At 58.9% G+C, this 23,803-nt stretch carries 18 protein-coding genes; 5 read left to right on the top strand and 13 right to left on the bottom strand.

Annotation, left to right across the window (positions count from 1 at the left end):
* Positions 1-2 precede the first annotated feature (2 nt).
* Both BLU04_RS04105 and BLU04_RS04110 read right to left on the bottom strand, forming a co-directional pair.
* Positions 3-2,231, bottom strand: a complete 2,229-nt coding sequence (locus BLU04_RS04105; RefSeq protein WP_093282572.1) for a heparinase II/III family protein — start codon at positions 2,229-2,231, stop codon at positions 3-5.
* A 12-nt stretch (positions 2,232-2,243) separates the two neighbouring features.
* On the bottom strand, positions 2,244-3,242 hold the full coding sequence (locus tag BLU04_RS04110; protein ID WP_093282574.1) for a hydroxyacid dehydrogenase: 999 nt from the start codon (positions 3,240-3,242) through the stop codon (positions 2,244-2,246).
* 120 nt (positions 3,243-3,362) lie between these two features.
* Between BLU04_RS04110 and BLU04_RS04115 the strand changes: the two genes are divergently transcribed.
* Positions 3,363-4,451 (top strand): LacI family DNA-binding transcriptional regulator, encoded by a 1,089-nt coding sequence (locus BLU04_RS04115; RefSeq protein WP_157895101.1) that lies wholly within the window; start codon positions 3,363-3,365, stop codon positions 4,449-4,451.
* Here BLU04_RS04115 and BLU04_RS04120 read toward each other — a convergent pair.
* The 4 genes from BLU04_RS04120 to BLU04_RS04135 are packed head-to-tail and all read right to left on the bottom strand — an operon-like array spanning position 4,441 to position 9,859.
* Complete coding sequence (locus BLU04_RS04120; protein ID WP_093282579.1) at positions 4,441-7,701, bottom strand: hypothetical protein; 3,261 nt, start codon at positions 7,699-7,701, stop codon at positions 4,441-4,443. The genes BLU04_RS04115 and BLU04_RS04120 overlap by 11 nt on opposite strands.
* Positions 7,698-8,648 carry a hypothetical protein gene (locus tag BLU04_RS04125; RefSeq protein ID WP_093282582.1) on the bottom strand — a complete coding sequence of 317 codons (951 nt, stop codon included), beginning with the start codon at positions 8,646-8,648 and terminating at the stop codon, positions 7,698-7,700. The genes BLU04_RS04120 and BLU04_RS04125 overlap by 4 nt, the downstream gene beginning before the upstream one ends.
* On the bottom strand, positions 8,645-9,193 hold the full coding sequence (locus tag BLU04_RS04130; RefSeq protein ID WP_093282583.1) for a prepilin-type N-terminal cleavage/methylation domain-containing protein: 549 nt from the start codon (positions 9,191-9,193) through the stop codon (positions 8,645-8,647). The genes BLU04_RS04125 and BLU04_RS04130 overlap by 4 nt, the downstream gene beginning before the upstream one ends.
* A 12-nt stretch (positions 9,194-9,205) precedes the next feature.
* The gene (locus BLU04_RS04135) at positions 9,206-9,859 is read right to left on the bottom strand and encodes a prepilin-type N-terminal cleavage/methylation domain-containing protein (protein ID WP_093282586.1); all 654 of its coding nucleotides are present in this window, start codon (positions 9,857-9,859) and stop codon (positions 9,206-9,208) included.
* Between the two features lie 261 nt (positions 9,860-10,120).
* Here BLU04_RS04135 and BLU04_RS04140 point away from each other — a divergent pair, with 261 nt between their 5' ends.
* Entirely contained in the window at positions 10,121-11,140 is a 1,020-nt protein-coding gene (locus BLU04_RS04140) for a sensor histidine kinase (RefSeq protein ID WP_093282588.1), read from the top strand.
* Positions 11,141-11,587: 447 nt separating this feature from the next.
* Positions 11,588-12,052 carry a tetratricopeptide repeat protein gene (locus BLU04_RS04145; RefSeq protein WP_157895102.1) on the top strand — a complete coding sequence of 155 codons (465 nt, stop codon included), beginning with the start codon at positions 11,588-11,590 and terminating at the stop codon, positions 12,050-12,052.
* A gap of 153 nt (positions 12,053-12,205) precedes the next feature.
* Here BLU04_RS04145 and BLU04_RS04150 read toward each other — a convergent pair whose 3' ends face one another.
* Positions 12,206-14,188: a TonB-dependent receptor plug domain-containing protein gene (locus BLU04_RS04150; RefSeq protein WP_162274627.1), complete on the bottom strand. Its 1,983-nt coding sequence runs from the start codon at positions 14,186-14,188 to the stop codon at positions 12,206-12,208.
* 150 nt (positions 14,189-14,338) lie between these two features.
* Between BLU04_RS04150 and BLU04_RS04155 the strand changes: the two genes are divergently transcribed.
* The gene (locus BLU04_RS04155; protein WP_093282595.1) at positions 14,339-14,659 is read left to right on the top strand and encodes a DUF3574 domain-containing protein; all 321 of its coding nucleotides are present in this window, start codon (positions 14,339-14,341) and stop codon (positions 14,657-14,659) included.
* 11 nt (positions 14,660-14,670) lie between these two features.
* On the opposite strand, the gene BLU04_RS04160 is transcribed toward BLU04_RS04155, so the two are convergent.
* The 5 genes from BLU04_RS04160 to BLU04_RS04180 all read right to left on the bottom strand — a co-directional run bounded on the left by BLU04_RS04160 (position 14,671) and on the right by BLU04_RS04180 (position 22,619).
* Positions 14,671-15,939 carry a phenylacetate--CoA ligase family protein gene (locus BLU04_RS04160; RefSeq protein ID WP_157895103.1) on the bottom strand — a complete coding sequence of 423 codons (1,269 nt, stop codon included), beginning with the start codon at positions 15,937-15,939 and terminating at the stop codon, positions 14,671-14,673.
* Positions 15,940-15,950: 11 nt separating this feature from the next.
* The gene (locus BLU04_RS04165) at positions 15,951-17,276 is read right to left on the bottom strand and encodes a sigma-54 dependent transcriptional regulator (RefSeq protein ID WP_157895104.1); all 1,326 of its coding nucleotides are present in this window, start codon (positions 17,274-17,276) and stop codon (positions 15,951-15,953) included.
* Between the two features lie 23 nt (positions 17,277-17,299).
* Positions 17,300-18,820 (bottom strand): hypothetical protein, encoded by a 1,521-nt coding sequence (locus BLU04_RS04170; RefSeq protein WP_093282603.1) that lies wholly within the window; start codon positions 18,818-18,820, stop codon positions 17,300-17,302.
* Positions 18,821-18,921: 101 nt separating this feature from the next.
* Complete coding sequence (locus BLU04_RS04175; RefSeq protein WP_093282606.1) at positions 18,922-21,402, bottom strand: ATP-binding protein; 2,481 nt, start codon at positions 21,400-21,402, stop codon at positions 18,922-18,924.
* Positions 21,399-22,619 (bottom strand): beta-ketoacyl-[acyl-carrier-protein] synthase family protein, encoded by a 1,221-nt coding sequence (locus BLU04_RS04180; RefSeq protein WP_093282608.1) that lies wholly within the window; start codon positions 22,617-22,619, stop codon positions 21,399-21,401. The genes BLU04_RS04175 and BLU04_RS04180 overlap by 4 nt, the downstream gene beginning before the upstream one ends.
* 88 nt (positions 22,620-22,707) lie before the next feature.
* Here BLU04_RS04180 and BLU04_RS16280 point away from each other — a divergent pair, with 88 nt between their 5' ends.
* Positions 22,708-23,127, top strand: a complete 420-nt coding sequence (locus BLU04_RS16280; protein ID WP_157895105.1) for a hypothetical protein — start codon at positions 22,708-22,710, stop codon at positions 23,125-23,127.
* A gap of 258 nt (positions 23,128-23,385) precedes the next feature.
* Here the strand turns inward: BLU04_RS16280 and BLU04_RS04185 are convergent, their stop codons facing one another.
* Entirely contained in the window at positions 23,386-23,733 is a 348-nt protein-coding gene (locus BLU04_RS04185; protein WP_093282611.1) for a hypothetical protein, read from the bottom strand.
* Between the last annotated feature and the right edge of the window lie 70 nt (positions 23,734-23,803).

The raw sequence follows: 23,803 nt of genomic DNA on the forward strand, positions 1-23,803 counted from the left end.
GATCAAGCGGGGGGCGTTGGCCCGGCCGCCTTGGTTGTCATCTTCAGTCGAGAAAAACCGGAATCGATCTCCCCGGTGATGCCGTCCCCGATCGTCAGCTTCAGCCCGCCGTCGGGGAGCCTCTCCAGCGCGGGAGGCGCGTCGTCCGCCGCCGCGGTGCCCCAGCTCCACGCCCAGACGACGCGGCCCCGGAGGGCGGGGCCTGCCTGCCGGGCGCGGAGGAACCAGTTCTCCTCTCCGTCCTTCAGCGTCTGGTCCCAGCCCGGCGTCCCGGCGATCCGGTGGTGGCCGAAGGAGAGCTCGAGCGGCGCGTCGAGCGGCTGGAGGTGGAGGACGGCGCGGGCCGCTCCCTTGCTCCATTCGATCCGGGTCCACGCGCCGACGGGGGCGGTCCGCTTCCCCTGCGTCGCCACCTCGAGCGGCGCGCCGGGATCGACGATGTTCTTCCGGCGCACGGCGTAGGCCTCCCGGTCGAGCGGGGCTCCCTCGACGTAATCGGCGGGGGCGAGCGCCGAGTGGAAGAACCAGTCGATGCGCGGATGGGCGGACGACGACGCGGGGCGCTCCACTAGGTCGGCGAGGACGAGGGCATGCCCATAGGCGTGGACGACCGCGCGGCGATGAAGGTGGCCGGGCGTGACCGGCTGGTTCAGGAACCAGCGGTTCGCGTCCTCGCGCGGGTCGTGGAGGAAGATCCGCTTCGGGAGCACGCCGCCCGAGTTGAAGACGAGGAAGGCGTCGGCCCCCTCGGCCTCGTTCCGCGCGTGGAGCGTCCCGACGACGGGGTCGGCCTCGGCGTTGTCGAGGGCGACGGTGTTATGGAAGAGGCTCGAGTCGTGTCCCTTCGGGCCGATGCGGGGGAAGGGATCGACGAGGACGTCGACGCCCGCGACGGAGAGGGTAACGTGGCCGTGGTCGTTGTGCCCCTTCCCGGTCCCGGCATAGCCGAAGCGGGCCGTGACGCACGAGGCCGCCGCGTCCCAGCCGCTCCGGCTGAAGACGGCGCCGTAGTCGGCCATGACGTCGAGGCGGCGGCGGGGGACCTTCGCCTCGGTGACGGGGCGATAGACCCAGAAGCTCTTGAGCGGCTCGTAGAGGCCGAGGCCGAGGACCATCGCGGGCGTCACCTTCATCGGCGTGAGGCACCGCCGGTTGACCTCCCCGGCGCGGCGGCGGATGAACCAGCCGAGCTCGGGATCGCCGCTGAGGGCGTAGGCGTGGAGGAAGCAGGAGGAGAGGTCGAGGGGGACCGACTCGGAGGAGCCGCGCGGGATGTTCCGCTCGTACGGCCCGGGGATCGCCGTCCGGTAGTAGGCCCGGGCGAGGTCGACGTAGCCGGGGTAGCCAAGGTAGAGGGAGGCCTGCTCGTCGGGCTCGGTCGCGCCGTAGAGGTCGCGGTCGGGGAAGACCTGCGACGCCGTCAGCGCGTAGTAGAAGATCCCCTCGACCGACATCACCTGGTAGCCCATCGAGCCCTCGTGCTGGGAACCGTCGTCGAAGAAGGTGGAGCGGTACTCCCGGTAGCGCCGCCACGACTGCTCCAGGAGGAGCTTCGCCCGCTCGGGATCGCGCGTCGCGAGGGCGGAGGCGAGGACGCCGTTGTTCGCCCAGAGGCCCCGGTTGCTGTACTTCAGGGCCTCCTCGTTGAAGGCGTAGCGGACGGCGTAGTCGGCGAGGAGGTCTTCCAGCAGGGCCTTCTCCGCCGCCGCGAGCTCGTCGGGCGCGTGGGCCTCGAGCATGTCGTAGAGGTGGAGGAAGGCGATCATGAGGCCGCCCTCGGTGAAGTAGTTGCAGCCCCGGGTGAAGCTGTCGAAGAACTGGGCGAGGTTGTCCTGGTTCGCCGTCGGCGGCTTGATGCCGCGCGGGATCATCTCGAGGTTCGCCTTCCACTGCGGGGCGACGGTCCGGTAATGGGCGAGGAGCGCCCGGAGCCAATCGCCGACGCGGTGCCAGAGGGCGCGGTCCTCCCGGACGTAGGCGAGGACGACGGTCGCCATCACCTCGTCGAGGTCGCCGTCGTGGCAGAGCATCGGGAACACCGGGGGACGGAGCCCGCCCACCTCGGCGAAGTGGCGCTCCGCCTCCCCGAGGAAGCGGTTCCAGAGGGGATCGTCGACGTTCCTCAGCACCTCCGGGCGCTGCCCCGGCGTCGTCGAGACGAAGGGATGCCGCATCTGCGAGAAGCGGGAGACGGAGGGAACGGGAGTGGGGCCGGGGTTGAAGGCGTTCATGGACGGAGCGTATCAGGAAATCAGCGACATCATCTCCTCGCGTACGCGGCCCTGGAGGGGCTCCCGCCGGAGGTAGCGGCCGAATTCCTCGACGGCCATCGCGCCGAGGCGGCGGCATTCGTTCCCGAGGGTCCCGGCGATGTGGGGGGTGAGGAGGACGTTCGGCAGCGAATAGAGGGGGGACTCGGGCGGCGCGGGCTCGTGGGCGGTGACGTCGAGGAGGGCGTAGAGGTCGGGGCGGCGGGCGAGGACCTCGATCATCTCGTCCTCGTTCACGACCGGGCCGCGCGCCGTGTTGATGAACGTCGCGCCCGCCTTCATCCGGGAAAAATGATGGCCCCGGATCATCCCCTCGGTCTCGGGGAGCCATGGCGCGTGGAGGGAGGCGACGTCGGCGACCTCGAAGAGTTCCTCCAGCGACACGAGCTCGACGCCGAGTTCCCGCGCGGCCTCGACGGAGAGGAAGGGATCGTAGGCGACGAGGCGGAGCTGGAAATGGCGGAGGAGGCCGATCAGGCGGCGCGCCACGGCCCCGACCCCGATCACGCCGACGACGCTGCCGTAGATGCCGGAGAAGGGGCGGCGGATCATCCGGCGCGTGGCGCGGGCCTCGGCGGTGTGCCGCCAGAGCGACTTCAGGCTGAGGAGGACCTGGCCGAGGGTGAACTCGGCGACGGTGACGGCGAGGGCCGCGTTGGTCGAGCTGACGACGATCTCCCGCCGCCAGAGGGCGTCGGTGACGAAGTGGCGGACGCTCCCCGCCGCGTAGAAGATCGCCTTGAGGTTCGGCGCGGCGGCGAGGAAGGCCTCGTCGCAGCGGGGCATCCCCCAGCCGGAGAAGATCACCTCGGCCTCGGCCAGGGCCGGGTCGGCGGGATCGTCGGCGAGCATCCGGGCCGTCCGCAGGGGGATCGGGATCGCCGTCCAGCCCTCGAGCCGCTTCCGCTCCTCGGGTCCGTAGACCTGGTGCCAATATTCCTCCTCGAGGAGGAAGAGCGCCTTGATTTTCATCGGATGGGAAGGGTTTTGGAAAGGGGGAGAACGGCTGTTTTCGTCGCGTTCGGTGGCGATCACCATCTATGCAACCAAAGCGGTCTTGACACCAGCGGTACGACGTTCAAACATTTGAATGTGGCAACGCGCATCACCCTGAAGGACATCGCGGCGCGGGCCGGGGTCCATGTCTCGACGGTTTCCCTCGCCCTGCGAAACGACCCGCGCCTCCTCCCGGCGACGCGGGAACAGCTGCAGGCGCTGGCGCTCGAGATGGGCTATTCCCCCGACGCGATGATGTCGGCCCTCTGCGCCTACCGGAACGCCCGCCGCCCGGCCCCCCTCCAGAGCGAGATCGCCTACCTCGTCGACCTTCCGCTGGAGAAGAAGTACGCGAGCCACAAGCCGGTCTACGAGCTCGCCCGGGAGCGGGCGATGCGGCTGGGATACAACCTCGAGGTCTTCTGCCTCGGCCAGCGCGGGATGACGCTGGAGCGGCTGAAGTCGATCTGGCGGAGCCGGAACATCCGGGGCGTCCTCATCGCCCCGTGGGAGACGCCGGGGAAGGTCCTCGGCACCGGGGCCGACTGGAGCGACCTCGCCGTGATCGCCGTCGGCCACTCGGTCTCGGCGCCCGCCTTCCACCGCGCGATCTCCCACCAGTCCCACAACATGAGCCATCACCTCGAGGCGCTGCGGCAGCGGGGATACCGGCGGATCGGCCTCCACCTGATGGACGCCGTCAACCTCCGCACCTCGGGCTTCTACCACGGCGCCTACCTCCACGACCAGGCGACCCACCCGGACAAACAGCCCCCGCGCCTCCTCACCGAAGTGATGCCGAGCGCCGCGACGCTGAGGAAATGGATCCGCGCGGAGCGCCTCGACTGCGTCATCTCCTACAACGAGCAGCGCGACTGCCTCGAGGCGGCGGGGGTGCGGCTCCCCGGCGACCTCGGCTTCTCCCTCCTCGACCGGAGCCCGTTCAATCCGATCGACCGGGCCGACTCCGCGGGCTTCGACCACAAGATCGAGCTCTGCGTCACCCACGCCATCGAATCGCTCATCACGCTGATCCACCAGCAGGTGAACGGCATCTCGCCCAATCCCCGCTACTTCATGGTGCAGGGGGAATTCTATCCGGGGGCGACGGTGCGGCCCCTGCCCGAACCGGCCATGAAGACGGCGACGGCGGCGGCGACGGAAAATACGCCCGTTACTCGTTGACCGGCTCGAGCTGCTGGTCGAGGACTTTCCCCGTGTAGCGGTCGATGGCGATCGAGAGCCAGTACCGCTTCTCCCCCTCGACGACGAAATCGGCGAGGGAGGACGGCGCGGTCCCCGTCGGGAAGCGGCCGACCTGGGCGACCACGTCGACGAGGAGGTTCCACGTCCGGGTCTGGGTTCCCGAGGCGAGGGCGCGGGCGACGGCCTCCCGCTGGTACTTGATCGGCGTCGTCGCGGGGGGATAGGCCGCCGTCAGCGCGGGGGAGCTCATGAAGAGGGGGAGCTGCGACGGATTGACCGGCATCGCCGTCCCCGCCGAGAGCGAGGCGGCCGACCCGAACGCGTAGGCGTGATAGGCCGTGGCGATCGCCGCGCCCTGCGCGGTGGTCAGCGGGAGCGTCCCGTCGTAGGAGAGGGCCGCGCCGCCGAGCAGGGACTGCTGCACCGCGCTCTGCGCGCTGTTCAGCGCGACGCGGCCCGCGACTACCGGCGGCTCGTCGGAGACGGAGAAGAGATCGAGGAGCGCCCCGTCGCCGCTCGTGTCGTCGAAGAAGCTGAGGGTCTTCCACGGGCTCCCCCGGAAGACGTAGCCGAGTTCGCCGACGGCGCGGTAGGGCCGGTGGAGGATGAGGGGGCGGCCCGTCGCGGCGGTCGTCGTCGCGATCCCCGCGAAGAAATTCGCCGCCGCGCCGAGCCACCCGTCGGCGGGCCGTACCGTACCGTCGGGATCGGCGACGTTGGCGGCGTAGGCCGCGGCGGTCCACCCGGTCTTCACCCCGAGCAGCCACGCGCCGGGGAACATGTTGGCCCCGGCGATCTGCGCGCCGGTGCCGAAGGGCGGGTAGCTGGTGAGGCCGTTGAAGGGGGTCGCGGGACTCGCGCCGCCGCCCGAGATCGGCGAGACGACGAGGGGGGAGACGCGGTTCGAGTTGAGGCCGCCGAAGCGGGTGGTGCGCGGGTCGATCTTGAACCAGCCGGAGCTGTTCAGGAGGTCGTTGCGGACGACGGCGGGGCCGGCCGCCGCCGAGGTCATCGACGGGGAGAAGTCGGCGGTCCCGCCGAGGCCCGTTCCCCCCGCCGCCGTCCGCAGGGCGTCGTTCCCGGCGAGGGTGTCGTAGACGATCCAGTTCCCGGAGGCGTCCTGGTATTCCATGACGAGGAGGAGGTTGTTGAAGACGGTGCGGGGGATCCAGCCGATGGTCGGATAGACGGCGGGAAGCCCGGTGTAGGTGTAGAAGAGGAAGGCGTTGATGTCGGAATAGGCCGAGGAGACGAGGCCCGAGCCGAGGAGCGTGGAGAGGGTCGTGGCGACGCCCGCCTCGCCGTTCCGCACCGGCTTCATCGCCGACCGGTAGTTCTCGAAGGAGGCGGCGGGAATGACGATCGGGGGGCGGACGCTGAGATCGAGGAGGAGACCGGTGTGGGAGAGCGGGCCGCCGACCGCCGACCCCGAGGTGGCGCTGGTGAGGGTCCCGCTGGCGATGCGGATCCGGATGTTGGCCGGGCCCGAGGTCGCCGCGATCGCCCCGACGTGGGGATTGAGGAGCTCCGGGACGAGGACGAGGTGGAGGTAGTCGATCCGCTCCGTGGTGGCGGTGTCGTAGGAGCGGTTCGAGAAGTAGCTCGAGATCACGCCGTAGAGGTAGGGCAGGTCCTTCACGCCGTGGACGACGAGGGTCGCCGCTCCCGTCGCGGGGAGGCTCCCCGTGAAGGCGATCGGCGTCGGGAAGTTGTCGGGCCCGGCGCAGTCGATGATGTTGGCCCCGATCTGGAAGGCCTGGAGGTCCTTGTTCGCCTCCCAGTTCCGCTGGTCGATCTGGGCGAGCGTCGTGTTCGTGCTCGCCTTCCCGATCGACCCGTCGACGAGGCCCGCCTTCAGCAGCTCGAAGAAATTCGGCTCCCGGTTTTCCGCCGCGGCCTGGGCCAGGGTCTCGACCTGCTGGAGCGCCGTCCCCGAGGCCCCCGCGTAATCCCAGCGGAAGAGGGTGGGGTTCCAGACCAGCCCGAAGCACGCCTGGATCGCGGCGGCCGAGATCCCCGCCCGCGCTCCCGACGCCGTGATCCAGCCGACCTTCGCGAGGGAAAAGCGGCGCTGGAGGAGCGGATCGCCCGGGAGGACGGGGTAGGTCGAGGCGAAGCCGGTATCGTCGTAATGGGTGACGGTCTTCGCCTGGGGAAAGCGGGCGGCGTTGAGGTCGACGTTCGCACCGGCGACGACGGCGGGGGTCCACGAAGGGCCGTTGAAGGAGCGGGAGAAATGGGTCAGCGCGCCCGCCTGCGCGGGGGTCAGCTTCGCGACCGAATTCTGGGCGGCCAGGAGGAGATCGTGGCGGGAGAAGAAGACGTTGTCCCCCGCGACCGTGGCGAGGTGGCCCGAGGCCGAGGCGGCGAGGGCGACCGTGTTGGTCGTCCCGGTCGTGCGGGGCAGTCCGGCGGCCCATTCGGAGAAGGTGTTCGCGTCGCCCCCGGTCGCGCCGTTGCGCCAGGCGGCGAGGTTGGCGATGCCGAGGGCGGTGCCGATGTCGGCGAAGGCGGCCGACGACTTGAACGGGGCCGCCGCCGCCGCCGCCGCGGGATAGCCCGCGACATTCGCGTCGGGCAGGCCGCCGGTATCGTAGACGGTGTAGGCGAAGCGGCCGAGCACATAGCCCGCCGCCGCTGGATTCGCGGCCTCGGCGAGGGAGGGGGTCTGGACGCCGTGCCGCGTGACGTAGGCCCAGGTGGGGAGAACATCGTTGGCGCCAAGGCCGGGCCCGCCCGAGCCGAACCACCGCGCGGCGGAGATGAGGCGGCCGTTGCGGCTCGCCGTGCCGATCGAGACGGCGGAGCCGAGCTTCCGTCCCGAGGGGCTCGGGTCGAGGGCGCCGCCGGGGGTCGAGACCTTGACGAGGTTCGTCGTCGAGGTCCCGACGATCCCGACCTTCTTCGGCACGGCGTCGGCGGGAGTCGAGGGGCGGTAGAAGACGGGGTAGGAGGCGTTGCCGCCGTTCGCCGACTGCGAGTAGGCGGTGTCGGCGATCTCCTCGCGGAGTTCGCCGGTGACGATCTCGAGCGAGGCGCGGGCGAGCTGGTCGGCCTTCAGGACGTTCGTGTTGGAATAGGAGATCTGCCGGTTGAGGAGGGAATTGGAGAAGAAGGCGAGGACGAGGATCGTGAGGAGGACGACGGCGCAGAGCGTGACCAGCAGGGCGACCCCGCGGGCGCTGCGGGGAGGAGGAAGAAAGCGGGGCGTGGAGGCGCGCGTTCTCACAGCCGGGAGGCGAAGGGAGTGACGGGGAAGAAATGCTGGAAGACGCGGAGCGATTGCCGCGCCGCCAGGGGGACTGATCCGGGCAGGGTCGTCGGAGACATCGCCTGCGCCTCCCAGGCGGCGACGGGAAGGACGTCGGTCGCGGGCACGCCGAAGGCGGAGCCGAGCGCGGTCGCCTGGTCGGCGTCGAGGAGGCGGAGGCTGGTGACATCGACGACGGCGACCCCGGCAACGAGGGCGGCGACCCGCGAGAGATCGACGACCTGGACCGAGGAGGTCCCGCGATAGGCGTAGGCCGTGCGGACGGGCGGGCTGTAGACGACCTGCCCCTGCGCCTTCGGCAACGTCGTGCCGTCCTGGAGGGTGACGGGTTGGTTGTCGGGGTAGAGTTGGAAACCGATGACGAGCCGGAGGACGCCGGGAGCGAGGACGTCGAAGTCGGCGGACTGCGGCAGGAGCGACGAGGGGAATCCCGCGCCGGAGAAGGAGAGCGGGAGGCCGAGGTCGGTGAGGCCGAAATAGCCGGTCATCGCCCACGGCACCGCCTTCCCGGCCCGGAGCAGGCAGGGACGGTTCTGGTTGTCGGCGTGGGCCGCGACCTCGTAGGCGAGGATCGAGATCCCCCGGTTCGCCGCCGAGCCGAGGCGCGACCCGGCGGCGGGGCTCCCCGAGACGAAGCGGAGGAGAGGCACCGCACCGAGGGCGGCATTCCGCGCCTCGAAGGGAACGTCGGGCCGCTTCACGAGCCCGGCGATGTCGCCCTCCAGGCAGCCGAAGACGAGGCGGGCCTGGGAGGCGGTGTCGACGAGCTGGTTGCTCAGCCGCGTCGTCCGCGAGGTCGCCCCCGTCATCTGCGCGATGATGAACCCGAGGAGCGTCAGGAGGACCATCGCGGGCAGGAGCTCGACGAGGGTGAAGGCCCGGGGATGGGTGGCCGGCTTTTTCACGGGGCGGGGAAGGAGACGTAACTCTCGGCGAAGCCCGAGACGTGGGTCGGCGAGGTCAGCAGGGCGGGGTCGGTCGCGGCCTGGGACGGCCAGCCGACGACGAGCCGCGCCTCGACCGGCGCGTGCGCTCCGGCGGCGGGGACCCGGGTGTAGAGGACCGAGACCTGGTAGGGCGAGGCGGGGAGCGCCGCGAGGTCGCGCGGCTGCTCCCGGTCGTCGAGGCCGGTGGAATAGCGCGAGGAGACGGTGTTCGTCGCGAGGCCGGTGTTCGGCACCACCCGTCCGTTGGCGTCGACCATGTAGGGGAGCGCGAGGCCGAAGTGGCGGGACTTCCCGCCGTTGGCCGCCGGATGGGTATTGCGGAGGTCGGCCTCGAGCTCGGTGAGGATGAAGACGGCGCGCGTCTCCTCGGACGAGATCCGGTTCGTCTTCAATCCCATCGGAAGGAGCGCCAGCGTCGAGAGGAGCGCGAAGGAGATCACCGCCAGCGCGATCACCACCTCGATGAGGCTGAAGCCGTCGCGGACCCGCTTCACACGCGCCATGCCTCCCACCGGTCAGAGGTTTTCCTTGCGGAGGACGGTGATCGCCCCCGTCATCCCGCCGACCCGGATGACGAAGGGATTCTTGCCGTCCATCGGGGCCGGGCGGTCGAGCGCCACCTTGATGAACCGGGCCGGGGAATCGGTCTGGACGCGGGCGACGCCGGAGGGGCCGAACTGGATGCACGCGTTGAACCGGACCGCGCCGAGCCCGTTCACCTGCCGGACGAAGTGGGGGATGTCGGTATCGCGGGGGAGCGTGTCCGAGGCCGTCCCGAGGGCGTCGTTCGCATGGAAGTTGTCGAGGACGAGGGGCCGGGTGACGTAGGGCCATTTCGCCGCCGTCGCCATCGCGCCGCCGTCGGCGGCGGCGAGGGTCCCGTCGTTCGAGTAGAGGCAGAGCACCACGAAGGAGGGGCCGCTGTTCCCCGAGGCCCGGGTGATCTCGCCGAAGCCGACCCGCACGTAGGTGCCGTTCGCCATCGCGTAGGCCCGCGCCTGCTCCAGGGTCCGGGAAAGATCGATGATCGCCTTGTTCACCGAGCCGGACCCCGAGAGCGCCGTCACCACCGGCCCGGAAAGCGCCATCATCGTCCCCATGATCGCGACGACGACCAGCAGCTCGACGAGCGAAAAGCCGCGCGGCGGTTTCGGGGAAAGAGGACGCATGGGATTGGTTGGGGGGGTTGTCAGGGATCTCCTCTCACGGGAATTTCCGGAGCCCGAACCCCGTGATTGCAAGAGTCGTCATTCATGATGACACAGCCTCCCGCTTTGGCCATCCCCATTCTATTCAAACATTTGAAATCCTCAGTTCCTTCCCTTCAAACGAAGGAGGGATTCCGGGAGACACTGCTGATGCTTAGCGACAAGGGGGATGACGAGGGGTAAAGTCACCTGTCTCCCCTGTTCGCCCTCGCCTTGCCCCTTATGTCGAACCCCCTTCTGACCCCCGCCGAAATCGACGGCCTCGCCCCCGCCGACCTGCCCTCGTACCGGATCGACCGCTATCAAGCCGAGGACGAACGGACGAGCCTGTCCGACTTCGCCGCAGGCGACGCCGCGCAGCTCCGTTCGCTCTACGCCACGCTCCTCGCGCTCTTCGAGCGGCTCAAGCCGGTTTACGGCGATCCCCTTCTCTGCCTCGAGGCGATCTTGCGCTACCTGAAGGAAGAAGACTGGTCCGCCTTCGTCGGCCCCCTCCGCCAGCTCGGGAAAGAGACTCTGGCCCGCCCCGGAACAGACCGGCTTCGCCGCGTCCTCCACGACTTGCGCGGCGGCGCCTTCCAGTCGCTCTCCCTGCGCCTCCAACTCATGGAGATCGCGGAACCCCGCCCCGAGGACGCCCAGCAGGCTTTCTTCCTCGTCCGCGACCACCTCAAGATCATGCGGAACTGCGTCGCCGATCTCGATCTCGAGCGCTATGCGGCCGACTCCTCCCGCCAGGACCACGCCATCGGGCTCCTTGCCGAGAAATGGACGAAGGCGCCGTTCTGCGGCGAGGATCACCGGGCCACGGTCGACGTCCTCTGCCGCTACGCCGGCGTGATCTGCGAGTCGTGCCTCGAATTCAGCACGCTCGACCGAATCATCTACAACCTGATGAACAACGCCGCCCGCTTCACCGCCGACGGCCGCGTCCTCCTGGCCATGGTGCCGACTCCCTCGGTCGAAAATCCCGAAAATGTCCGCTTCGTGATCGCCAACCGCATCGCCCCGGAACACGCCTCCACACTGCGGGATCGGTTCGGCGACCGCGTCGACGAGCTCCTGCGGGGCGGCTTCACCACCGGAGGCAACGGCCTGGGCCTCCGCATCTGCGCCGACTTCTGCGCCCAGGCCTATGGCTTGGCCGACTTCGATACCGCGCGGGACGGGGGTTACTTCGGGGCCCGGCTCCAGGACGATCTTTTCCTCGTCTGGTTCCATTGGCCGACGGCGGGCGATTAAGGCCCGAGCCCTCTCGGTTCCGGGCCATTTGCGATCCGGAGGCTCAAATCAAAACGCCTTGCCCGTTTGACGCGCAAACGAGACAAGGCGTTTTGAAGCATTACCCGAACCCTCGGTTCAAGTTATGCTTTTTTTGACAGATGTGTCCAAAAAAGGAATTCCTGCACCTCGTCTAAAGCATAACTTGCGACATCCCCTTCAGAGGGGACGATCTCGGCGCGTGGTCGTTTTAAGTATAATTTGCGCGGCTTTGCCGATTTGAAGCATAAACCGAGAATTTCTAGATCTCGGGATGCCGACGAACTCCGTCAGCTACTGCTATTATCTTAGCTGTCGCGCAGTAGGGCTTGTTTTCATCTCGTTCTCTATTTTGCTCTATAACGAGAGAGAGGATTCAGGTGGGAATGGTCGCTCGACGAGATGTACTATGCGGGTTAGACCGTTGGTATGAGTGAACTTGATCGTTGTCGTCATGAGATTCTCGGCTATGTCGAACTAGGAATGTGGGAAGAGGCGAACGAGACCATCGATAACCTCCCTGCGGAACTAATAACCGATCTTACCATCTTGGGATGGCGAATGCGGGTCTATCAGGAGCTTGATGCCGTTGAATTGATGAAGACAGTGGCAACACATCTCATCAAAATGCAGCCCGAGAAACCCGAAAACTGGATCGGTTATGCCTATGCAGTACGGCACGTCGATGGCCTCGAAGCAACTCTCAGGGACCTTCGGACAGCAATCAAACGGTATCCAAACTATTCCGTGATCCATTTCGAGCTAGCTCTCCACGAGAGTTGGATGGGCATGCTTGATGAGGCTAAAGAGCATCTGCAGCGAGCCATTCAGCTTGATCCAAAGCTTCGAGAAAAAGCCCTCACCGACTCGGAGCTCGCTCCGATGGTTGATTAAGCTTCTTTACGATAACGTAAGTCCATCCTCGATTGGGAGAAAAGAACACTTCGATTGAGTCACTAGCCAAGATAGAAAAAGTCATAAAGCTATTGTGAGAAGCCATAGTACAAATTTTATGTGCTGGCGTTAGTCCAATTAGACGAGCCTGTATTACCAGCTTAGATCGAGTCCAATGCCTACGGTTCGAGGATCCCCGGGAACTTGGGTCTGAAGGCCGGAATCGATCAACGTTGCGTATCGGGTTTCAGCGAGATTTTCTCCATAAACGTACAGGCTCCAGTGTTTGGTCTCATAACCGATTTTTGCTGCGAGTAGGCCGTATGCAGGCTGTTCGTAGAGAGGATTGTTGCTCTGTTCGAAATAAGTCTGACCTATTCCACGATAATCAACGTGCATCATCCATCCTGTGGAGTGCCGATATGTGGCTCCTAAAAGGAAAGTTTCCTCAGGGACGTAAGGCACGCGATTTCTGGCATAGCTTTGACCTGTGACACCATCATGATAGCTGTCAAAAGTAGCGAGAGTGAAGCCTACTCCAGCTTGGAGTGTTAGTTCTTTGAGTGGCTTGCCTTCCAGATTCCACTCTATGCCTCTGGAAGAGACTGCAGGAATATTAACGACATCAACCAACGGAAACGTATAGCGTTCCAATTGGTAGTCGTAGGTCTTGTTCCAAAAAGCAGACACGGTCGATGTGAGCCGTTTTTCCAAGGCGTTCACCTGCCATCCAATAGAGTTGGCCCATGTCTTCTCCGAGCCGTATGGTTCTAAAGTTGTGGCTCCCGCAAATGGAGCAAAGCTTCCAGGACGGAATGTTAGGCCGCTGGATGCCAAAATCGAGTGATGATCGCTGATGGTGTAAGTGCCGTTGATCGTGGTGGCAGCATTCAAATACTGTCTATCTTGACGATCAAAGAAACGATTGCCTGAGGTGTCAACGTAAGCGCGATTTCCAGAACGTTCGTCCAATTCAATCCGCCCTCCGACTTGGATAGTAAGTTTTTCTAAACGGCAAAATTCGATTTGGCCGAAACTTGCGTATCCGTTGTTTGTTTGATGTGTTCTGGAAAAAGTGCTGACGCCGCCAGAGAATACTTGGGCTGTATTTGGCTCTATCGTGACGTGTTCATATGAGACGCCGGCAAACCAGTGGAAGGAGTCGATATTCTTAGAGCGAATACGAAGCTCTTGGACGTATTGGTTATTCTGAATGTCGATCTCTGAGAGAATGGGAGAGCCTCCGAAACCAAGATCTGTTCGGTTAGGGCTCAGATCAAAAAGACGATGGCTTGTGATGAAGAGCACTTGGAACTCTTCAGCATCATAAGTTGTCTTCAGTGATTGTAGATTCGATTGAATATCGTTTTTGCCGTCAACCTGGGTGGCAATCTGATACCTTGGACCACTCAGGGGAACAAAACGCTGAACGCCGTCGTGTCCTTCCTCTTGTTCCAGATTCAAATCGAAGGAGAGTCGAGTTGTTGGCTGCCATCGTAGCGCTACCCGCCCTTGAAGGTCTTGTTGCCCATCAGGGTGAGTGTTCAGGGTGACGTTCTTGAGGTAGCCATCGCGTTGTTCGTATCGAGTGGACGCAAGAAAAGAGACATCTTTGGAGAGAGGGCCGCTTACTTGTTCGAATGTCTTGTAGTGCTCATGGCTTCCATACTCATTGTTGGAGGTCGCCGTCCAGAAATCGGTGGGTTGGACTTGTTTTACTTCGATGACACCTGCAGAGCCATTATGACCGAACGAGGATCCTTGAGGACCCTTGAGGATGTTAAGAGTTGCGATGGAGTCCGAGTTCAGGTGATTAGCATACGAATTGGTGAAAGGGACATCGTCAACATAAAGAACCAGCGTGGGGTCAGTGAAGTACAGAGAGTTCATGAGGCCTCGCGATCCCATGATGCTATTGAATGAATGAGCTCCTCCGTCCAATGAAGTCACGTTTGGACTGAGAGCGGTGAGATCTTGAGCTGACGTCACGTTCAAATCTCTGAGTTGCAACGAACTCAAAGTCTCTCCTCCAAGATCTGAATCCGGCTGTGCTGTTACGACGGTGGGCTGAAGGATCGTATCAGGCACGCCACGAGTAAGTGGCCCTGTGGTGGTATCTACCCCCATGGCTGCCATGGGCACGAATGCAAAGAGCGGGAGCGTCCAAGAAGGGATAGTAAACGTCCCATATCTTGTTCGTGGAGCCTTCATGAAAAACAAGAGTGAGGGGCCTTTTTTCTCGCTCGGTGATCAACGAGTTTATAGAATTTGATTCCCTAAACTGCTGTGAGACAAATCAAGACAGAGTTATATATTGCGGTTGGAGATGAGAGATCAGAGCTATCTGAAGAGGCGTGGGAATTGTTCCTAAGCGAGATTGTCACTAGTCGCTTCCCAAAAGGCATTACCGTTCTTCCTGGAAGCGGGCAGTGGTTCAATCGTCATCTGGGGAAGCATCAGAATCTGAAGTTGAAGGTCGTTGTTATCATCCATGAATCCACGCCTCGCGATCGCGAAAAGATCGAGGAGATCCGTTCGACTTGGAAAGACCGCTATCCTTGCGAGTCCGTATTAAAAGTCGAACAAGAAGTAGAAGTTTCCTTCTAAGAACAGCAGGACTACTTCGTTTGGACGGCCATCCTCAAATCCGCAATGCTCAATGCTTTCCCTGTTTTCTGATTCACTATCAGATCCTTGGTCTGGCCGATCTTGATTTCGATCGGTGCAATCAATCCAGCAGCGATCATTTTGGCCAAAACGGGCTGAGCAGTGTGAAGGGCGCTATGAATGTGTGCCACAATGGTCTTTTCATCTACCGGAGGTTCTTCCGCCACAAACAAGACAGTGAGTTGATCTCGTTCAGAGAAGCGTTTCACAACAAGCTGAACTCGAGAGAATGTGTGGCTTTGGCCGCGATTGGCCGCATTTAAAATATCTGAAGGATAGATGTTTAGATCTGCTATCCGAGCAGATTCATTTCCCCGTCCCAGAAGTCGAAATTTGCGATATTTTACTCCGGACGATTCAATCCAGGCAGCTCGATCTCCCGTAGGATATCTGATGATGGGCATCAGCTTGCGAAGAAGATTGGTGATGACAATATGGCCGGAAATGTCCGGTTCATTGATGACTTTCCCATTATCATCAACGATCTCAAAAACGAGATGGTCACTAAAAGGGCGGTATTCGCCCATGAGGCAGGTGAAATCGGAGAAGCCAAGAATTCCTCCATCAACGCTTCCGTACCCTAAAGGGCGAATTTTCGCTTTGGGAAAGAGTTTTTGAATAAGCCGAATTTGATCTGGGAAAAATGGCTCTCCAGCAAAAAGGATAAGGTCGAGTTCGACGTTTACGTTTTGCTCGAGAAGAGACAAGAAAAGCTTATACAGTCTGGACGGCATGCCAGCGACCGCGGTTATTTGGAAGTCGGCCATAATTTGCCCGACGAATTCATCAGACGACAAGAACCCCATTGGGAAGTGGAGCGTGTCAGGCATCATTTTCTCCAGGGAATAAGTCGCTGTTAGAAAGGCGGCATACAGATCCCCAGACGGAAAGAGATTCATAACCCGATGGCCATCGACCAAGCCGGCCGACGTAAAGGCCATAGCGGACACCTCCATGCAGGAAGAGTACTCGGAACGTGTCACGTACGAGAATTTCGGATTCCCACTGGTGCCACCACTGTTGAGAACAAGACCGCCAACTAAAGGGGCTGTGAGGATGTTTTGACGGTTCTCACGATGTGCATTCCAAAAGGATGTTGGATCTACGATTGGTAGAACATCTAAAGACGAGTAGTCCGGGAGCGCGGAATAAAGTTTCTTGTAGAAGGGCGCTTTGGTTCGTGCTGCCTCGAAGATCTCCTCTATCGGAAAGACTTTCATCTGTTTTCTCCTTATTTTCCGTTCGTGTATTTCTTGAGATTGAGCGTGTTAATCCGGTAAGACACTACACGAATCGTTGTTCCCAAGAGCTCAGCTGCTTTGGTGATGTTGCCCGAAGTTCGCTCCAACGTATGGACGATGATAGCTCTTTCAAAATCATCGACCATTTGCTCGTAGGTGAGACCTGTTTGAATAATCGTGGCAGGTAACGCTAAGGATATTTCCTTGGGAAGATGCGCAGGTTGGAGTTCCTTTTCGGTGCTGTAAACCAAGCAGGCCCGCTCGATCACATTGCGAAGTTCGCGAACGTTGCCGGGCCACGAATACATCTTCATGAATTGGATGGCCTCTGACCCGATGGCGGAAATTCCAGATTGTAGATTGTGGCGAAATTCGTGGACGAAGTGGTAAGCTAGGAGCGGCAGATCTTCGCGCCTTTCTCGCAGAGGAGGTATTTGGAGGTGATGGGCGTTAAGGTCTTCAGTGTTAGAATTGGGAGAATTCTTTAAGTAATCGTTAAAATTGTTTGAGCTGATAATCACTCGAGCACGGCATAAGGGCCCGTTTTCTTGAGCGCTCAGAGAGCTGAATATTCTTTCTTTGAGTGCACGAGAAATAACCTCTCCACCATCTAGATAGAGACAGCCCGATCCAGCCAAATCGACGGCCCCTTTGCTTGGAATGTGATCGGGGGTTGTTACGCCGAATAATTCCCGAACTAAGCTCTCTTCTGAATGTTGACGGCACCGAACTGTGTAAAATGGTTCTGAAGATCGTGGTCCTAGCGCGTGAATGTGTCGAGCGATGAGCTCCTTCCCGACGCCCTTCTCCCCTGAGATAAAAATGGGAACGTTGTCTTTGGCTAGTTCGTTGGCAATTCGCAGCATCTTTTGAAAAGGAGCGGAGATACCTATTGGGCTTCGAACAGGGAAAACCTCCTCTTCTCCTTTTTGTAAGATGGCTTGGGCGCGCGGTTCTCTTGAAGCAGCGATGGATTGCTGAACAAGATGTCGAAGTTCGTGGATATCGAATGGCTTAGCAATCAATCCCACAGCACCTAGGCGTAATGCTTCGGCAAGAGTATTCTCCAAGCTAACGGCCGTGATCATTAATACCGGAATCCCCGGTATCAAATTTTTAAGTTCCTCTAAAAAAGTTAACCCACTGATTTCTGGTAATGCCTGATCTAGAAGAATGATGTCGAAACTTCCTTTACGTAGGATTTCTCGCGCTTCTTTGACGTCACCCGCCAAGAACACGTTGTAGCGATCTTCCAAAACAGCTTTGATCGATTCCCTGGTCCCCGAGTCGTCATCGACACACAGAATATTTCGCATGGAGGGCAAAACAGCGGTCCCGCCTAAACGTCAGCGTGTTCGGGAAGTTTCTTGGAAAGCTCAAGCAAGGTTTCGATTTCGGAATCCACTAAAACGCTGAAGCTTGCAAGGAACTCTGGATCGCCCTTTTTCTCGGCGATAAGCTGACTGAAGCTTTTGATTGTGGAAAGGGCGTTCTTGATTCTGAAGGCAAGATCATTGGAAGGATGTTGAAGATCTTTTGGTGACTGATGAATGATCTGGGTGCCGATGCGTTGAGGGGTTTCTTCGATGAGGACCATTGTGCCGATCTCATCGCCACGGGTTTCAAGATGGCGGGCTGTGATCTCGAGATGAAATCCATTAGGATCGTGGTATTCAACGCCGACCAGTCGCCCGTTGCTTTCGCTTGCGCGTCGCGCCACGTCGGCCACGCCTGAATGAATGGAATCAATTGATTTACGGGCTCCAGGCTTTGCGTTATCGAGCTTCAAAATCCTTTTAGCCTCACCATTAGCCCAGCTTACGGTGTGGTTTGAATCAATTAAAAGTAGTCCCGAGGGAACTGCATCAGCCATCCCTGCCAAAATGTGCTGTTGTTTCGTATTCTCGGTGAACTGGATAAGACCTTCGAGAATCCGCGCCACTTGATCGCTCACCTTAAGCAGTTTTTGGTGATCATTTCTGTCGTAGGAATCCCCGTTGGCTTTGGCTCCTAGAAAGAGCCATCCAAGCAATGAGGAGTGAGCTGTAATAGGAATGACAATGTCAGCCCCCAGTGCTTCAAGAGTCTGGGCTAAAACCAGTCTATTTTCCGTTTGCTCGATGTTGCTCAGGAGCTTGCTACTGATGAGTTGCCCGTGTGTCTTTAACCATCGGACGAAAACATTGTTATGAGAAAATGCAGTCTGCCAGGCCTCTTCAGAGCAACGAAGTCCTGCTCTCAGTGCGTAGTCTTCTCCACGAAGAGTGAAGATACCCACGCTGGTAGAGAGAAAGTGCGTGGTGAGTTCTTCGAGGGCGTCGTCGAGAACATCGAAGGGGCGCTGTAGTTTACCGAAGACGTCCGCAATCATGGGAATCTTCTGAAAGGGCAAAGTGTGCTGACCCGCGTTGATCGCAAGGGCAGGAATTTTGTTCTTCAGCTCGTTCACTTGCTGCGTGAGAGCATAATTGTCCGCAATGAGCTCGAGATGGCGGGTGGCTTGTTCAATGAGGGCTTGGAGGGAGGAACTAGGTGCATTGGAATCGAAGACGGCATAGATGCCTTGCGTGCTAGCTTCTCTGAAAGGAAAAGATTGGGGAGAACCGATCGCGATTGTCAGGCATCCCGGCTTCCGTCTGGCCAGGGCTGTGATGAGCGGAACGGCCCCATCCAGATGTAGATCCACAATGGCGATACAGTGATTCCGTTTTTCTAGCCTGGTGAAGGCTTCTTGTGAGGTCTCTGCAGGCCAAAAGGCCAACAGGTCACTTAGATAACCCGTCAGGTTATCCACAAACTCAGGGTCGTCACTGCATAAAATGCAATGCTGGCGATTGGTGGACGGAATAAAATCGTACATAGATTGCAAAACCCCTTTCGGACTTACAAATTTGTAAGTTTCCTACAAATATGTGGGGCCAAGGAGTGAAAAGCAAGGGTGTACGAAAAGAGAGAATTAGTTTAACAAAAAACCAATTTGAAACTAGTTCCCTTGCCAGCCACGGTTTCGATGAATATCGCGGCGTGGTGGGCTTGTATGATTTCTCGAACGATCGAGAGACCTAGGCCATTGCCATCTGACTTAGAGGTGATGAAGGGTTGAAACAGTTTGGGAATGATTTCAGGCGGTATTCCATCACCTGTATCTTGCACGGTAACGATAACGATCTCTGGGGAGGGATCCTCTAATCTGGAATCATGGCCGATCATCCCTGTTCCATCAAAGTGATCAACAGATTCAGCGGTGAGCGTCAAATGCCCTCCGTCTTTCATAGCTTGGATAGCATTGAGTATAAGGTTGGAAAGGGCCTGCTGAATGCCCTGCCGCCGCCCTAAAACTAAAAGAGGCCCTTGAGGGAGATTGAGTTTAACGTGAATTCGGTTTTTGGTGATTTCGAGTCGATACAGCGCCAACATCGAACTGACCACCTCACTGATATCGAGCATCTCAGTTTTCTGAGCTGCTGGTTTTGCCCAAACTAAGAGCTGATTCACGATCCCGTCGATGCGATTGATCTCCTTGCCAATGATAGTCGAAAAATGAGCGAGGAAGTTTTTGTCGTGAAATCGTTCCGGTAGGAGCTGGACAAACGTTTTCATGGCAACCAGAGGATTTTTGATCTCGTGGGCGACACTGGCTGACAAATTTCCCAAACTTGCCATGCGATCTGCTTGTAAAAGGTGGCGCTCCAAAAGTTTGATTTCCGAGAGATCGTGACAAATCAGGGAAGCGCCAAGAACTTTCCCCTGTTCATTTGTAAGTCTTCGGCAGGCGATGCGGATAGGAATCGGCCGGTCTGATCGATTGAAGAGAATCTCTTTATTTCCAATTTCGTCGCCCGTCGTAAGGACTCCTTCGAAAAGTTCTCCGATGGGTTTTGGCAGCGTGCGAATATGAGCGCCTTCTTTTGGCAAGAGATCTCCCATGATCCTCTTGGATTCACGGTTCAAAACTGTGATGCGCCCATCTGAATCCGAGGAAATGATGCCATCGATAAGCTGATCCAGTACGGTGCTTTGATATAAGCTGTTTTGCGAGAGCTCCGAGTAGAGCCGAATGATCGAGAGTCCCGATGTCAAATGATTCGCAAGCAGCTGAAGTGAGTCGACGTCTTCTTGATCGTAGAATTTGCCGGTGAGCCTCTCCCCCAGCAGAATAATCCCGACGGGCGTAGACTCTGAAAAAATGCCTATGATGAGGGCTGCCTGGAGAGTGCCGATATCCCGTAGCATGGGGTCATCTGAATTCAACTGCCGAGGTAGCATGTGAACAGCGATTGGGCGCCCATTCTGAGGTGACCGTGAGATGAACGATCTCAGATTCGAAAGCAGCTCTTCGGATGGAGGTAGAGATTCCCCGATGTGGCAGGTGGTTGGCTGGCAGAAGAAGTGTATCGAGCCTGTGTCGGTGCCGGCAATCGAGGCCATAGTTTGCAGCGACCTGAGGGAAAATTCCTCGATTGAACGTGTCTCAAGCGAAAGGTTTCCAAGCAGCTGAAGGCCCTTTTTCAAGTCGATGTTTCCCGGATTCACAAACAGCTTGTGAATGACTTTCTGAGAAATGCTCTTCGCTGGAGCCATCGACAAGGTGACAACAATTGTCGGGATCAGATGCGCAAGGAATAGATTATCGAACGTAAGAAAATTGAAAGCCGCCTTCGTTGTCCACCACGTAAGAGCATACAAAGCGCTTAGATAGATGATCCAAAGCGTATAGGAAGCCAGCAGGCGAGCTAGCGTGCTAATACCAAGCAATCTCCGTGTTGAAATCCCGTACGCGATGATCAGATCAAGGATAAGGACCCAAAGTGGAGGGAGCTGGATGACTTGGGAGTTTTTTAGAAATAGGGGAGCAATGCCAGCGGAAGTCATGGCTAGTCCGTTGAAGACGAGTACGCCGAGCAAGGCGTAATCCAGTTCCACTTGAGTGATGCCTCTGAGCCTTTTTCTAATTCGGATCCCTCGGATCACCGTGAAGATGAAGATGGAAACGTGGGCGACCGAGTAAAGCAGGAAGCCAGGCCCGTAGTTAGGGGTCGCAATGTTGATAAAACCGTCGGCGGAATAGGGAGCCGTGACCGAAATTAAGAAGAACCGAGTGAAGGCGAGGGTGGTACCACCAATGATAAAAAGAGACCACGCGACGTTCCGACGCAGGACAGTCCAAAGAGGAAGTTGAGTGATAATCGCATCGCAAAGGATGTAAAGAGACAGGGGCATGAATAGGCCGCTGACCGTACAGATGCGAATCCACGGCTCGATTTTTTCTGGGATGGTCTGCTGCAACCCTATCCAGACGCAGGAGAGCCATGTTGCGATACAGACGCTTAGGAAAAGGAAGGCTTGATTGGTCGGGCGTTTGATTCCGCGCGAGGCAACCGAGAAGGCCAGAACCAGATTCAGAAGAAACGCAGCGCTGACCAAGTAGGAGGCGAGACTCATTCCTTAAAGCGAGCAAGTGCAATCGTACAATTACCGCCTCCCATTCCATGAGAGTTCACAAGCATAGTGTCGATTGAAACTTTGCGAGCGGCTCCCGGCACAAAATCGAGGTCGCAGATTGGATCCGGGATTTCGTAGTTGGCGGTGGGATGAACCATTTTACGGTCTATCGTTAAGGCAGAGGCCACCATTTGAAGCGCTCCTCCAGCAGCGAAAGGATTGCCGGTCACCCCCTTGATCGAGGAGATCATCACCTTCCGAGCATGCTGGCCAAAAACCTTCTTGATGGCATCACTTTCGACACGATCCATGTTTCGATCACTAGGCCCATGGGCATTGATGTATTGGACGCGATGGGTACTGATACTTCCGTCATCCATGGCTCCTTGCATCGATTCGACCAAACCTGATCCGTGCTCTCCATCATGCGGATCGAGGTTGGAGCGACAGCCAATCACCTCTGCGTAGATCGGAGCTTTGCGTGCCTTAGCATGCTTAAGCTCTTCAAAAATGCATACGCCCGCTCCTTCGGAAGCCAATCCTCGATCGCGTTTGAGGTCGAAAGGCCGACTGGCTTTCTCCGGGGGATCATTGCGGTCGGTCAGCATTCCGCAGGCTTCTAGATCCGCAAAAGGATGAAAGGCGATAGTGGAGTCGGATCCACCAGCCAGGATAATCTCTTCTTCACCGCTGCGAATGCGTTGATAAGCGATGCCCATTGCGTCCAAGCCTGCAGCGCAGGCTGTGGAAGTGGTCAGAGAGCGGGCGTGCAATCCAAAGTATTCTGAGATCACGGTGCAGACCGAGTTCGCTGTTCCCGCAGGAATGAATAGAGGAGAGGGCGATGACCGCGGGACATGCTTCATCATGATGTCTAAGGGGCCTCCAGTGACGCCCATAACCAAGGATAGATTGGCGCGGAGTTTTCCATCTAGCTCGAGACGCGAGGATCTGAGGGCCATGACCGAAGACACGAGTCCAAAGAGCGCGTTCTTCCCGTAGCGATTTATTTTGATGCTCGAATCAAAATATTCGCTGGTATCGATTTTCCCTACCTCTCCGCCAATTTTACATTTGAGTGTCGAAACATCAAAGGACTTGATGTAGTCGATCGCACTATGGCCTAAAATTAAGTTAGACCAAAACTGCTCAACTCCAATGGCTTTTGGCGCTACAGCCCCCACGCCTGTGATGACAACCCTTCGCTTTCTATACATTAGGCCGATTTTCGTGGAAAATTAATGTTTAACAAAAGACTTGCATGAAGGGGTTTCACTTCGTGTGCTCATACGTTACGCTTTTGCAATGAGAGAGGCCAGTACATCTACTTCAAGAGAGGATTTGGAGCATGAAGAGGCATCAATGAATGGATGCTGGAGAAAAGAGAAGATCGGATTTTGGTGTCCTGCTGACATCGAGCTCGCAATCCAAAAACTCGTAGACCAAGGGGCCTATCAAGATAAATCAAAAGCCTGCGTGGATCTGATTCGAAAAGGTCTTAAAAATGCGGTGCCTATGGAGTTAAGCCAGCGTTTGGAAGAATTATCGCGAGTCCTTCTTCGTGATCCCGAGGTGATTGCATCTCAATGCATTCAGGGAATGTTTGAGCTGATCGATACGGATGCGAATCAAGTTCCCTTGATTGTTGAGGAAATAAGACTCCGAGAAAGGCGTCGCAAAGCTTTCAAAAAAGCCTCAAAGATCGTCGATGATCCGCAGATCTGACCTCTCGCCTCTGCACGGTTTACTAGAGTATTAATCCAACGATGAGGCTTGCATGCGGCTCATCTGCACATCGCCTTTAACGATGAACGGTACCTAGAAAACCGCTGCTCTCGCTTAGATCAAACTGGACGTCTCGATCACCAAGGTACGATGCGCGCTCCGCTCTGACCGCAGCCCCGTTGTCATGCGACCTTGGGGACTCGATCACCGTTTAGAAGCATAAAGCGCGTCTTTTTGCTCATCTTCGGGTCGGACGACCTACTCGTATCCGCGCATCCGACGCCGAAGCCAGCTTCCGACACCTTCTCCGGAGAGATAGAGGGTGGGGACGATGGCGAGGCCTGTCACAGCTAGCGCCGTCCCCACATTGTCGAGAGTACGATCCAGCCAAGGATAGGCGGGGCCATCAAAGTTCTGCTGATTCAGGTCTGGAATAGTGGGAGGAGCAAACAAAATAACGCCAAGCCCAACGGCGACGAATACACCCGTAGCGATGCCCACATTACGCCCCCATTGCTCGTTCCATCTATCACGGGCGAACTGACCTAGACGCACCGCGATTACCACGACGGCTTCGACCGCCAACCACTTCTCGATGATAGTCATGCCGAAGTTGTAGCCCGAAGACTCCTTCACGACAATCTCCTAAAAGGAGTACCTCGTGACAAGTCAGCCT

The sequence above is a fragment of the Verrucomicrobium sp. GAS474 genome, assembly GCF_900105685.1.
Taxonomy (GTDB): Bacteria; Verrucomicrobiota; Verrucomicrobiia; order Methylacidiphilales; family GAS474; genus GAS474.